Genomic DNA, 12,783 nt, shown 5'->3' with positions numbered 1-12,783 from the left:
CTTCAGGTGACGAGCTCCGCGAAGCGCGCGCGGAGCAGCGCGCTCGCGGCGTCGAGCGCGCAGCGGTCGCAGTAGCCCATCCCGCGCAGCCGCTCGAGCGCGCGCGTCGCGTTCCTGCGCTCCTCCTCGCGCAGCTCGCCCCAGCCCTTCTCGGACTTGCCTTCGCTCTGCGCGTCGCGGAGGAGCCCGACGAGATCGCGAACCAGGAGCGCCACGCCCTTGCGCCGCTCCGTGAACACCGCCTCCCGCAGCTTGCGGATCTGCTGCGGGAACACGACCGCGTTGACGATCTTCTGGCCAGGGTGATCGATGGCCCACGCCGCGATGGCCGAGATCAGGCCGCGCCGGTGATCGTCGTGCTTCGTGCGGACCCCGAGGAGCGCCTCCACCTCGCGCATCATGCGCTCGTCCGGGTTCTCGAAGTCGCCGGTGTGCGGGTTCCTGATCTTCTCCCCCTTCACCCAGACGCCGACGTGGGAGACGTACCGATCGAACAGCTCGGCGTAGCGCGTCTCGTCGACGAGGCCGCTGGCCGTCCGCATCTCCTCCTCGGTCGTGTCGAGCAGGCGCGTGCGCACGACCTCGCGGAAGAGCCGGTGATCGTGGTAGCCGCCCGCGAGCTGCTTCTCCTTGAGCCAGTCGTACTCCGCCTGCCGCTTGCAGAGCGCGTCGAGCTCCGAGAGCACCGCGAACGGGGAGAGGCACGCGTGGTCCTCGCTCTGCGCCGCGTCGAGCAGGAGCGTCCGCACCTCCCGCGGCGAGACGCCGAGGCGCCCCTCGAAGTCCACGGACGCGTCGCTCTCGTGGTAGATCGCCTCGATGCCAGCGCGCAGGACCTTCTGCGCCTCGGCGTCGAACCGCTCCGGCGCCGTGCCCGTCGCGAAGAGCTCCATTTTCTCGACGGCGGTGAGGCTCGAGACGAGCGGCGCGAGCGCGTCGGGGTACCGCTTCGCCTCCGGCTGCCGCATGCGGGTGAGCACGGCGAACTGCGCGGCGACGCGCGTCGCGTGCGGGGCGACGTGGCGGGTCACGAACGGGACGATCTGCGTGTCGTAGATCGCCTGCTCGTCGGGGTAGCTCCGGAGGTAGGGCGCGCGCAGGAGCTCGAAGCGCCCGCGGAAGCTCGGGAACTCGGGGTGCTCCCGGAAGGCGTTGAGGTGCACGTCGTTGGCGCTGCCGATCATCACGACGTTCGTCTGCAGCGTCTGCTGCGGCAGGCTGACCTCCCCCGTCTCCAGCGTGAGCTGGAGGTACCGGAAGGCGTCGAGCGGTCGCTTGAGGAGATCGCTGAACTCGAGCACGCCCCCGGCGGCGTCGATGAGCTCACCGTGCGCCTCGAAGAGCGTCGTCGCCTGGAGCGAGGTCGGGAGCGAGGCGAGCGAGCGATCTGCCGTGATCTGCCGCTCGCCGGCGTCGACCGAGAGCTCCGGGCCGATCGTGACGGCGCCGACGCGGTAGCGGCGGGAGATGAAGTACCGCTCGACCTGGACGTGCCGCAACGTCTCGACGAGCGAGCCGCCGCTCGCCACGAGGAGCGCCTCGAAGACCTGCTGGTTCTTGTGCGACAGCTTGCCGCTCATCAGCCACTCGGGCGGCGGCTCCGTCGCGCCGGCGTCCTCGTAGAGCTTCAGGATGAGCGCCCGCCGCTCTCGCACCGGGAGCAGGAACAGCGGGTGATCCCTGAGCTCGATCACGAGCCGGGCGTCGATCTGATCGTCCTCGAGGTGGGCGTAGCTCGTGCCGTCCGCGGCGCTCGCCTTCACGTCGCCGCCGAAGCCAATCGAGCCGCGCATCGTCTTGCGGCTCGGGAACACCCAGTGGAAGCGGTACACGGCCCCCTCATCGAGGGTCGAGTAGTGCTCCAGGGCGCGCAGGATGCAGGCGGCGAGCGTGCTCTTCGCCGAGCCGTTCGGCCCGTGCATCAGGACGAGCCTGTTGGCCCTGCCCTCGCGCACGAAGTTGCAGAGCACCCGGTAGACCTCGGCCTGGAGCTCTTCGTGGCCGATCAGCGCGAAGTCCCGCCCGTGGTAGGAGGCCGCGGCCGGCGCGCCCTGCTGCGCGGGCTCGGCTGCGGGGAGGTCCCACGGCAGATCGAAGAGCTGGAACCGGGTCAGCTCCCCCCAGGGCTTCTTGATCGTCCGCGTGCCGAAATGGTCGAACATGTCGCGGACGTAGCGAGCCGCGTCGCGTCCGAAGCGGACCGGATTGGAAGCGAAGAGCTCCAGGTACTGCTGGAAGGAGAGGACCCGCTGCTCTTCGTTGAAGCGCCTGGCCATCGAGGAGGCGATGGCATCGAGCTCGGAGAGGGCCTTTCGGGCCCGCTCAGCCGCACTGCCTTGGACCGTCTGGCTGGGGCCGACCTCGCTGGGCTGGCCCCCCCGGTAACCGGAGGTGTCGTTGTTCACGTGAGGCTGAGTTTACCGTTCCGCCTACTGCACGTCGACGACCGCCTCGAGCTCCTGCTTCTGCATCAAACAATTCGCGGCGCTGCAGATGCTGAAGGAGAGCACGCCCGCCACCTTGGTCTTGCCCTTCTTGGCCGCCACGAACGGGACCTTGAGGAGGCCCTTGGTCTCCTCAAACGCGCCGTCTTCGCGCTTGAGCAAGGGCTTCGGGTACGAAACGCCCTCGGCGGCCGCCTCGGTGACCTTGAACTTGATGGGGTATTTGTCGTTGATGTGGTAGTCGCCCTTCGACAGGAGCGACACCTCCACGAGCCCCTCCTGGCCGGCCTTGTACGTCCCCGTCGGCTTCATTTCGAGGGTGTAGACCGCATCCTCGACCTTCGATTTTCCGCCCTGGGGTGGGGCCGCAGGTGCTGCTTCGGTGGCGCCGCGAGAGGTCGCCGCTTCGCTCTGGCTACAGCCGAGGACGGGGAGCCCGGAGAGCGCGATCAGGCACATCGCGGCGGAGAGGGGCTTGCCGGTCCGAGTTGAAGGATGAGTGCTCATGGTCAACACAAATAACACAGCGGCGGCGCCAGCGCGAACGCGGGGCCCCGGCGCCCAGGACGATGGCGCACTGAACCGGAGCGCGCGCGCTTTGCGTCACCGCCGCCACCGCCGCCACCGCACGCTGCGGCGCGCAACGTGCAACATCGCGCGAGCGCGCGGCCGGCGCCGCTGTCAGCGCGAAATCAGCAGCGCGACGAGCGCACAGAGCAGCACCGCCGCGCCGGCCACGGCGGGGATGACCCACCGCGGCAAGCGCTGTGGCACGCCCATCACGATGTCCTCGGCAAACGCATCGGCGGCGTCCGTCGAGGGCGCGATGACCGCGGCGGCGCTCGATCCGCCGCTCGCGCCGGCGGGGGCCGCGCCCACGCTCGCCGAGGCATGCGGCTGGCGGGCCAGGACCAACGGCGGCGCGGCGCGGATCCGGGCCGCGAGCTCCTTCTGCGGCAGGTACGCCCAGTCGCGGTGCGACCCCGCGAGGCCGTACGCCTGGCCCACGCGATCGGCGAGCAGGCCGACGGAGGGGAGGCGCGCCTCCGGGCTCTTCATGAAGGCCTCCTCCATCACCGGATCGAGCGAGGCCGGCGCCCCGTACGCCTTGCCCGCCACGCTCGGGGGCAGCGGATTGCTGCCCATGATGGCCACGAGGATCATCGGACCGGTCGGCGCGTGGAACGGGACCTGCCCCGTGACGCACTCGAACACGATCGCCGCGACCGACCAGACGTCGGCGCGATGGTCGAGCGCGAGCAGCCCCTGCGCCTGCTCGGGGGACATGTAGAAGGGCGACCCGATCGTCGTGCCGACGACGGTCAGCTTCTTCGCGCCCTCGCTGTTGTCGCGCACGCTGCCGAAGTCGAGGATCTTCACCATGTCGCCGTCGTGCGTGCCGACCAGGAAGATGTTGTCCGGCTTGAGATCGCGGTGCACGACCTTGCGCTTGTGCGCCTCCTCCAGGCCGAGCGCGATCTGCGACAGCATCCGCACCAGGCGCTCGGGGGGCAGCACCTTGTCGCGCTTGAGGACCGTCCGCAGCTCCTCGCCCTCGAGGTACTCCATGACCAGCGCGAAGCTGTGGTCCTCGGTCTTCTCGAAGGCGAGCACGTCGACGATCTGCCCGTGGGGCAGCGACGCGCTGACCTCGAACTCGCGGTGAAAGCGCTCGACGCTCACCTCGTCGAGCGCGACCTCGGGGTGGAGGATCTTCAAGGCGACGCTGCGGCCGGTCCGAAGATCGAGCGCCTGGTAGACGCGCCCCATGCCCCCGTCGGCGACGATCCGCCAGACCTGGTAGCGCCCGCCGCAGAGGGTCGCGCCGACGCGCCTGTCCTCCGGGTGGACCGGCGGCGATACCTCAGCGACCGGGATCAGGCGCTGCCCGTCGACCGGACAGAAGCCGCTGTCGTGCGAGAAGAGCCTGAAACAGGCGGAGCACGTCTTCAAGCCGCACCCGGGATCAGGCGCGGGAGGGGTCCGCGGCCGGCGTGCTGCCCGTCGCGGGCTCCGGCGGCATGTAGTAGAGGATCCGGTTGCAGTTCGGGCACCGCTCGAACTCCTCCTGGCGGCGCATCTTCTGGAACATCATCGGCGGCACGGACAGGTGGCAGCCGAGGCATGTGCCGTCGTAGGTGCGGGCGATCGCGACGGGCCTGCGCGTCCGGATCGACTCGTAGCGGCGGTACAGGACGACCGGCAGCTTGCTGACCACCTGCTCGCGCGCCCCGGCGCGCTGGGCGCGCTCGGCCTCGAGCGAGGCCAGCGACGCCTGCGTCCCCGGCGCGCTGCCGTCGATCGCCCCCGCCAGATCGACGCGCCTCGCCTCCGCCACATCGATCGCCGAGCGCGCCCCCTCGGAGGCCGAGTTCAGCCGCTCGATCTCTTCCTCACGATCGCGGTGCAGCTTGCGCAGCTCCTCGATCTCGCGCTGCGCCGCGTTGGACTCTCGCTCGTTCCGGGAGCGCTGCAGCTTCTCCCGCGAGCGCTCGATCTGGCTCGACATCTGGCGGAGCTCGACGACGAGCTCGGAGCGCGTCTTGTCCATCGCCGCCAGGGTCTCCCGATCGCCCTTCAGCCGATCCTCTAGCCGCTTCAGGTCGGACCGCATCCCTTCCAGGCTGCCGCGCTGCTTGTCGAGCTGCTCATCGATGCGGCGGATCTCGCTGTCGATGGCCGACAGCTCTTCGAGGAATGCGATCTGCTCGCGGATGCTCACGTGCTTCCTTGTCTCCTTCTGTTTCGTGGCTTTCGTGGGCCCACCTGGACTCGAACCAGGAACAGCCCGGTTATGAGCCGGGGGCTCTGACCGATTGAGCTATAGGCCCTGGTACAAGGGCGAACCCCGGATCGGGTCCGCCCACTTTCGCACCGGCGGACAACGTAGTCCAAGCGGCGCGCAGTTGGAAGGGGAGCGGTTCGGCCGGACCGGGTTCCACGATGGCGCCACGGCGGTCGGGGGTGGCTCGGCCGTGAGGGAAGCCGTCCGCGGGCGGGGCGGCAGCGCGAGGGGGGCCTCGCCGGGCGGGGCGCAGGGACATTGCGCCGGCGAGCGCGGTCAGTCCACGCCGGAGGCCACGCCGGAGGCCACGCCGGAGGCCACGCCGCAGGCCGCGCCGCAGGCCCGCTCGGGCTGCGACCCCTCACGGCCCCTGCCGCCCGCCCGGATCGACCATCGGGCTGCGGCGCGGGATGCGCGCTGTCTTGGCCGCCGGGGTCACGGGCTTGCCCCCGTCGAGCGCGTCGGAGCAGCACCGGAACCCGACCTGATAGAAGCGGAACCACCGGTTGTGCGTCGACGTGACCGGGCGGCATCGCGAGCGGATCGGCCCCCAGTACCCCCCTTTCAGCGTCGATCGAAACGGCTTCTCGTCCAGCGTGCCGAGCTCGTTGTTCACCCACTCGTCGACGTTGCCGGTCATGTCGCGCACGCCGAAGGGGCTGACGCACCGGCGCATCTCCCCGGACGCAACCCGGCGATCGAGCCGCTCGACCTCCGCCGAGATCTTCCATGGGTCAGCGAACGTCTCGAGCACCGGCATCGCGATCTTCCTGTCGATGTTGCAGGCCTCGGGATCGCGAGCGATCCCGTAAGGATAGGGCCACATCTGCGGCCCCTCGCACGCGAACTCCCACTCCTCGCCGGAGCAGAGCCGCTTGCCCTCGATCTCGCAGGCGCGCTTCGCCTCCAGCCAGTTGACCATCACCACCGGGCGGACGCCCTCGATGTTCGGGTACTCGAAGACGTCGATGCAGAAGCGCCGGTGCTGAAGGCGCCCCTCGCAGAGGACCTCCGGCTCGAACCGCGCGCAGATGTCCTTCTCCTCGTCGACGTAAGCGGCGCAGTGGTGCCCGACGTACGGGCAATAGATGCCGTCGACGAGCACCATCCCGCCGAGGCACGCCGCGCGGCTCTCCGGGTCGACGCGCACGTACGCAGGCAGCGGCGGGGGCGGCGGAGGCGCCAGCGCGGGCGGGGCCGGCTCCGACGGGGCGATGCTCGCAGCCGGAGCCGCGCTCGCCGCGTCGAGCGGACCAGGCGGCCTCTGGAAGCGGGGAGCAAAGAGGAGCGCGCTCACCAGGGCGGCGACGACGAGGGCGGCGATGAAGGCGATGCGCTCGCGCATGTCAGTCGTACACGCCGTCCTTCTCGCGGTCGCGCTCGATGAACGGCCGCGGCGGCGGCGTGACGACGCCGTCGACCGTGTCCGAGCAGCAGCGGAAGCCGACCTGGTAGAACTTGAACGTCGGCCCGTGCCCTCCGGTCGTGAGGCGGCAGGTGTTCCGAACAGGACCCCAGTAGCCGCCGTTGAGCGTGGCCGGGCGCGACGTGCCCGGATCGTCGGCGAGGTTGTCGGTCCACTCGTCGACGTTGCCGGAGAGGTCGTATGCCCCGTAGGCGCTGATGCAGTTCGGGTGCGATCCGATGGGATCGGCCTGCCACAGCCGGGCGATCTCGCCCTCGCGGGTCGCCTCGTCCACCATGGCGTCGATGTCGAACTCGATCGCGGCGCGGTCGATGTTGCAAGGGCTGGGCGTGCGCACGAAGCCCCAAGGATACGGCAGGCGCTTCGGTCCTTCGCAAGCGAGCATCCACTCGGAGCGCCGGCACAGCCGCCTGCCGATCGACGCGCAGAGCGACTTCGCCTCGTACCAGTCGACGTAGACGCGCGGGAGCTCGCCCACCCGGTTCGGCCACTCGTGGCGGTCGATGCAGAAGCGCCGGTGATCCACCGGAGCCCGGCAGCGCGCGCCGCGCCCGTACTCGGGGCAGCCATGGCCGGCTCCGTCGCCGCTGCGGGTGCAGACATACGGGAGGGATGGACAGAAATCGCCCTCCACGAGGCTCATGTCGGCGGGACACGCGGCGCTCGCCACCGGATCCGCCGCGAAGGGATCGACCAGCGGGGCCGACGCGGCGGCCTGCAGGCTCGCGCTTCGCGGAACCGGGGCCGCACCGGGAGGCGAGCCCGGCGCGGGCGCTGCTGCCTCCCCCTGACCAGCGGCCGTGGCGGGTGCAGGCGTGGACGACGCTGGTGCCGCGGGCCCGGCAGAGCGCGCCGCAGCTGGACCGGGGTCGAAGCGCCCGGACGGAGAGGGCGGCGCGAGCAGCAGCGCGTCGAGCTCAGGGGCGTACCGCGCAAGGAGCGCGACCGCGCCGAGCGCAGCGCCGGCGCCGACCGCCATCAGGACACTCCTTGCACGCGCTTCCACCTGCGCGCCCTCTCATAGTCCAGCTCGCAGCGCAGCGACGTGAGAAGAATTGCAAGACAACCGGAAGACCTGGCGCGCGCCGCGCGCGGCGCGTCGCGGGGCGCGACGGGGCGGGGCCACCAGGGCAACTGAGGCAGCTGAGCCAACAGAGCAGCGAGCGGCGAGCAGGAGCGGCGCCACGCCCGCTTCCGTGTGTGATAGCTCTCCGGTTCCCCCTATGGATCGACTGGTCGTTCGAGGCGCCCGGCAGCACAACCTCAAGAACGTCAGCGTGTCGCTTCCGCGCGACCGCCTGGTGGTGATCACCGGCCCGAGCGGCTCGGGCAAGTCGTCCCTGGCGTTCGACACCATCTACGCGGAAGGGCAGCGCCGCTACGTCGAGTCGCTCTCCGCCTACGCGCGGCAGTTCCTCGAGCAGCTGTCCAAGCCGGACGTCGAGTCGATCGAGGGCCTCTCGCCCGCCATCGCGATCGAGCAGCGCGCGCTGGCGAAGAGCCCGCGCTCGACCGTCGGCACGGTGACCGAGATCTCGGACTACCTCCGCCTGCTCTTCGCGCGGGTCGGCACCCCGCACTGCCCCGCCTGCGGCAAGCGGATCGAGGCCCAGACCGTCCAGCAGATCGTCGACCGCATCCTCGATTTCGGCGACAAGACGCGGGTCACGATCATGGCGCCCATCGCGCGAGGCCGCCGAGGAGAGCTGAAGCTCGACATCGAGCGGCTGCGCCGGGAGGGCTTCGTGCGAGCGCGCATCGACGGCGAGATCGTCGATCTCGGCGACGAGATCGTCCTCGACCGGACGCGCGCGCACGACCTCGATGTGGTCGTGGACCGGATCGTGGTCAAGGACGGCATCAAGGGCCGGCTCACCGACTCCGTCGAGCTCGCGCTCAAGCTGGGCGAGGGCAGGCTGCTCGTCGACATCTCCAGCGACGGCATGAAGATCGAGCCGCTCTGGATGAGCGAGCGCTTCGCGTGCATCGACTGCGGCATCTCGCTGCCGCCGATCGAGCCGCGGATGTTCTCCTTCAACGGCCCGCACGGCGCGTGCCCGGCCTGCGACGGCATCGGCGCGAGGACCCGCATCGATCCGGACCGCGTCGTCCCCGACCTTCGGCGCACGCTCCGCGAGGGCGCGGTGGTGGCCTGGGGGCGCCGCGGCTCGCTCTCGCTCGCCACGGAGACGGAGCGGGCCGTCAGCGCGCTCGGCTGCGATCCGGACGTCCCGTGGGCGAAGCTGCCGGCGGCGGTGCGGCAGGCGATCCTCGAGGGGAGCGACGCCCAGGGCGCCGGCGGCCGGGGGAAGAAGAGGGCAGCCTACGAGGGGATCATCCCGCGGCTCGAGCGCCTGCTGAGCAGCGGCGAGCCCGCCCTCTCCGACGAGGAGGAGGCCGACCCCGACGAGGACAGCGCCGCGCTCTCCGACGAGATCGGCCGCTTCGTCATCACGCGCGTGTGCGACGCCTGCGACGGCAGGCGCCTGCGCCCGGAGGCGCTCGCCGTGCGCCTCGGGGATCGCAACATCGCGGACGTCGGCACGCTGCCGCTGCGCACGCTGCGCGTCTTCCTCGAGGGCCTCATGCCGCCGAAGGAAGGGGCGCCGCGGGCCTCCGCCGATCGGCAGGCCGCGGGCGAGGCCCACGCCGACGGGGCGCTCGCGCCGCGCGAGCGCGCGATCGCCGAGCCGCTGCTCCGGGCGGTGATCGCCCGCCTCGGGTTCCTCATCGACGTCGGACTCGACTACCTCACGCTCGACCGCTCCGCGCAGACCCTCTCCGGCGGCGAGGGCCAGCGCATCCGCCTCGCGACGCAGATCGGGGCCGCGCTCGTCGGCGTGCTCTACGTGCTCGACGAGCCCTCGGTGGGCCTGCACGCGCGCGACAACACGCGCCTTCTCGAGGCGCTCAGGCGGCTCGTGGACCTCGGCAACACCGTGATCGTCGTCGAGCACGACCGCGACGCCATCCTCGCGGCCGACCACATCGTGGACATGGGCCCGGGCGCGGGCGTGCACGGCGGCAACGTGGTGGCGCAGGGCACGCCGGAGGAGCTGAGCGCCGATCCGGCGTCGATCACCGGCCCGTACCTCAGCGGCAAGAAGCAGCTGGCGATCCCCACGAAGCGCCAGCGCCCCGACGGGCGCTTCATCCGCGTGATCGGCGCGCGGGCGCACAACCTCCTCAACGTCACGGCCGAGATCCCCGTCGGCCTCTTCTGCACGGTCACCGGCGTGTCGGGCTCGGGCAAGTCGAGCCTCATCGTCGACACGCTGCTGCCGGCCGCGAAGAACGAGCTGTACAGGAGCTCCGCCCCGATCGGCGCGTGCGACGGCATCGAGGGCCTCTCGCACATCGACAAGGTCATCTCGATCGATCAAGCCCCGATCGGCCGTACGCCGCGCTCGAACCCGGCGACGTACACGGGGGTCTTCGGGCTCCTCCGCGAGCTCTACGCGGGCCTCCCGGAGGCGAGGACGCGCGGGTACAAGGCGGGCCGCTTCTCGTTCAACGTGAAGGGCGGCCGCTGCGAGGCCTGCCAGGGCGACGGCGTCCTCCGGATCGAGATGCACTTCCTGCCCGACATCTTCGTGACGTGCGAGACGTGCGGCGGCCGCCGGTACAACCGCGAGACGCTCGAGGTGCTCTACCGCGGGATGTCGATCGCCGACGCGCTCGACCTGACGGTCGAGCAGGCGATCGACCAGTTCGAGGCGCTCCCCCGCGTCCGGGAGCGGCTCGCCGCGCTCGCGCGGGTCGGCCTCGGCTACATCACGCTGGGGCAGCCCGCGACGACGCTCTCGGGCGGCGAGGCGCAGCGCGTGAAGCTCGCGCGCGAGCTCGCGCGCAAGGCCACCGGCCGCACGCTCTACGTGCTCGACGAGCCGACGACGGGCCTGCACTTCTCCGACATCGAGGTGCTCACCGCGAGCCTGACGAGCCTGCGCGACGCCGGGAACACCGTCCTCGTGATCGAGCACAACCTCGACGTGATCGCCTGCAGCGACTGGGTGATCGACCTGGGCCCCGAGGGCGGCGAGCGCGGCGGGACGATCGTCGCCGCTGGCACCCCGGAGGACATCGCGCAGGAGGAGGCGTCCTTCACCGGCGGGTACCTGCGCGAGGTGCTCGTGGCGTCGAAGCGTCGCACCCCACAGCAGCCGCGCGGCCGCGCGACCGCGCGCAAATAGCAGAACGGGCGTGGCCCCGCCCGGTCCGCGCGACGTGGACCGGGAGCAGGAGCGCACGCCCGACGACGCCGAGGCACCCTCGCGCAAGGAGGCGACCGACGGCCGGCCTCCTCGCGCGGCGCAGCGTCAGCCGTAGTCCTTCTCGACCCGCTCCTGATCCTCTTTGCAGCGGATGCACAGGGTCGTCTCGGGGCGCGCCTCGAGGCGCTTCGCCGAGATCTCCTCCTCACACTCCTCGCACTTGCCGAACGAGCCGTCCTCGATCTTCACGAGCGCCTTCTGGATCTTGTCGAGGAACGACTTCTCGCGGCCACGGAGCCGGAAGGTGAACGACTGCAGGTACTCGCTCGACGCGAGGTCCATCTCGTCGGGGAGATCGTTCGCGTCGAGCATCATGTCTTCGGTCAGCGTTTGCTTGGCCTTCTTGACGATCTCGTCGCGCTTCGTCTCAAGCAGGGTCTTGAACTTTTTCAGCTGGGCCTTGTTCATAGGTCCTCTCGCGTCGAATGCGCCGTTCGGCGCTGCCGTCTGAGCTCCCTGGCGCATGCAAGCCGCGGGGCGCTGACCCCGGCTGCCGGGACTTACGGCTCCGCGACATGTCCGGAGAGGCCAGACAGCCCCCCGAAATTGCGAGGCGCGGGATTCTAAGCGTGGGGGCCGAGCCCGTCAACGACGCCTCCGTCGCAGGCAGAGATCGCCCGAGCTCACTGCGGCCGACGCCCCTCGACTCGCCATCGGTCTCCATCAAGCGCCATCACGCCCGCGACCGACCGCACGCTGCGGCATCGGTTTGCATCGGTTGTCGGGACAGCGTGGAAAGCATCTGCGGGAAGTCCCCGAGCCGCCGGAAAAGGCGGCGGACTTGGCCTCAAACCCGCATGCTCACCACAGAGCACGCCGGAAATGAGACGCAGCGGACGGTTTGACGAAAGGCAGCTCACGTGGAACAAATTTATCCCATATTGCTGGATTTCGATCAGAACCGAACCCCGGTCCGTCCCCGCGATGCCTCCACGGTGATCGTCCTCCGTGACGGTCATGCTGGAATCGAGGTGTTCTGCGTTCGCCGCCACGCGAGCTCGAGCTTCATGGGGGGCGCCGTTGTGTTCCCTGGTGGGAAGGTGGATGCGCAGGACGGCGCGGAAGTCTGGAGGGATCGGGCGACCGAGCCACCGGCGCGCGCCGCTGCGTTCGCGACGGGCGAGGCGCCGGCTCGAGCGCTGTGCGTGGCCGCGTGCCGCGAGACGCTGGAGGAAGGGGGCATCCTGCCGACCGATCTTCCGCTGTCCGGCGACGAGGTCGACGCGGTGGGGCGGGAGCTCGCCGCCGGAGCGCCGCTCGATGCGGTCCTCGCGCGGCGCGGCCTGAAGCTCGCGCTCGCGGCGCTCGTCCCGTGGGCGCGGTGGATCACGCCCCTCGCCGAGGCGCGGCGCTTCGACGCGCGCTTCTTCCTGCTACCGCTACCGCCAGGCCAGATCGGGCGACACGACGGGCACGAGACGACGATGAGCTTCTGGGCAGCGCCGTCCGAGGTCCTGGAGCGCGCCGCGCGTGGGGAGATCCTTCTCGCTCCGCCGACTTCACGCACGCTCGAGCTCCTCGCCGCGGCCCTGGACGTGCGCAGCGCCGTGGCGCTCGCGGAACGCCAGTCGCTCCTGCCGATCTGTCCGCGCTTCGTCCCGGGCGACGGGGCCGAGCCGCCCTACCTGGCGCTGCCAGGCGACCCTTCGCACGAGGCCCGCGATCGGCGCACCGAGGGTCCTACCCGTTATGTCCTGCGCAACGGGCGCTTCGTCGCCGAAGAATGCTGCGCACATGGATCCCTGATCCACATCAAACAGGAACGAGAGCCAGATCCACCCGTGCCGACCAGCTTCGACACCCCCCAGACGAATGCCCCCTCCGTGCCGGCGACGCCTGATCTCGAGGAGTGAG

9 protein-coding genes and 1 tRNA gene are annotated in these 12,783 nt (G+C 70.7%); 2 read left to right on the top strand and 8 right to left on the bottom strand.

All coding sequences use genetic code 11. The features are described from left to right. Positions 1 to 2 precede the first annotated feature (2 nt). From ACSRUE_RS29030 to ACSRUE_RS29000, 7 genes are all read right to left on the bottom strand, one after another. A complete protein-coding gene (locus ACSRUE_RS29030; protein ID WP_441286425.1) occupies positions 3 to 2,405 on the bottom strand; it encodes a PrkA family serine protein kinase in 2,403 nt (800 codons plus the stop codon). Positions 2,406 to 2,429: 24 nt separating this feature from the next. Continuing rightward, a complete protein-coding gene (locus tag ACSRUE_RS29025) occupies positions 2,430 to 2,951 on the bottom strand; it encodes a hypothetical protein (protein WP_437718717.1) in 522 nt (173 codons plus the stop codon). A gap of 174 nt (positions 2,952 to 3,125) precedes the next feature. Next, entirely contained in the window at positions 3,126 to 4,397 is a 1,272-nt protein-coding gene (locus tag ACSRUE_RS29020) for a serine/threonine-protein kinase (RefSeq protein ID WP_441286424.1), read from the bottom strand. A 13-nt stretch (positions 4,398 to 4,410) separates the two neighbouring features. Further along, positions 4,411 to 5,166, bottom strand: coding sequence for a zinc ribbon domain-containing protein (locus ACSRUE_RS29015; protein ID WP_441286423.1), 756 nt, complete (start codon positions 5,164 to 5,166; stop codon positions 4,411 to 4,413). Positions 5,167 to 5,201: 35 nt separating this feature from the next. Beyond that, positions 5,202 to 5,275, bottom strand: a tRNA-Ile gene (locus tag ACSRUE_RS29010). A gap of 315 nt (positions 5,276 to 5,590) precedes the next feature. Beyond that, positions 5,591 to 6,574 carry a formylglycine-generating enzyme family protein gene (locus tag ACSRUE_RS29005; protein WP_441286422.1) on the bottom strand — a complete coding sequence of 328 codons (984 nt, stop codon included), beginning with the start codon at positions 6,572 to 6,574 and terminating at the stop codon, positions 5,591 to 5,593. A 1-nt stretch (position 6,575) separates the two neighbouring features. Further along, entirely contained in the window at positions 6,576 to 7,634 is a 1,059-nt protein-coding gene (locus ACSRUE_RS29000; RefSeq protein ID WP_441286421.1) for a formylglycine-generating enzyme family protein, read from the bottom strand. 244 nt (positions 7,635 to 7,878) lie between these two features. Between ACSRUE_RS29000 and uvrA the strand changes: the two genes are divergently transcribed. After that, the gene (gene uvrA, locus ACSRUE_RS28995) at positions 7,879 to 10,848 is read left to right on the top strand and encodes an excinuclease ABC subunit UvrA (RefSeq protein WP_437767480.1); all 2,970 of its coding nucleotides are present in this window, start codon (positions 7,879 to 7,881) and stop codon (positions 10,846 to 10,848) included. Positions 10,849 to 10,974: 126 nt separating this feature from the next. Here uvrA and ACSRUE_RS28990 read toward each other — a convergent pair whose 3' ends face one another. Beyond that, the gene (locus tag ACSRUE_RS28990) at positions 10,975 to 11,337 is read right to left on the bottom strand and encodes a TraR/DksA family transcriptional regulator (protein WP_012236416.1); all 363 of its coding nucleotides are present in this window, start codon (positions 11,335 to 11,337) and stop codon (positions 10,975 to 10,977) included. A 452-nt stretch (positions 11,338 to 11,789) separates the two neighbouring features. On the opposite strand from ACSRUE_RS28990, the gene ACSRUE_RS28985 reads away from it, so the two are divergent. Further along, positions 11,790 to 12,782 carry an NUDIX hydrolase gene (locus ACSRUE_RS28985; RefSeq protein WP_441286420.1) on the top strand — a complete coding sequence of 331 codons (993 nt, stop codon included), beginning with the start codon at positions 11,790 to 11,792 and terminating at the stop codon, positions 12,780 to 12,782. Position 12,783 lies beyond the last annotated feature (1 nt).

It is taken from the genome of Sorangium sp. KYC3313 (genome assembly GCF_052075895.1).
Classification (GTDB): Bacteria; Myxococcota_A; Polyangia; order Polyangiales; family Polyangiaceae; genus Sorangium; species Sorangium cellulosum_B.
Note: the sequence above shows the minus strand (reverse complement) of the source record. Positions and strands in the feature narration are given on the sequence as shown.

Bases quoted from the DNA above. Each gene is read 5' to 3' on its own strand.
- ACSRUE_RS29005 (WP_441286422.1), bottom strand. From the start codon at position 6,574: ATGCGCGAGCGCATCGCCTTCATCGCCGCCCTCGTCGTCGCCGCCCTG.
- ACSRUE_RS29000 (WP_441286421.1), bottom strand. From the start codon at position 7,634: ATGGCGGTCGGCGCCGGCGCTGCGCTCGGCGCGGTCGCGCTCCTTGCG.
- ACSRUE_RS29025 (WP_437718717.1), bottom strand. From the start codon at position 2,951: ATGAGCACTCATCCTTCAACTCGGACCGGCAAGCCCCTCTCCGCCGCG.
- ACSRUE_RS28990 (WP_012236416.1), bottom strand. From the start codon at position 11,337: ATGAACAAGGCCCAGCTGAAAAAGTTCAAGACCCTGCTTGAGACGAAG.
- uvrA (WP_437767480.1), top strand. From the start codon at position 7,879: ATGGATCGACTGGTCGTTCGAGGCGCCCGGCAGCACAACCTCAAGAAC.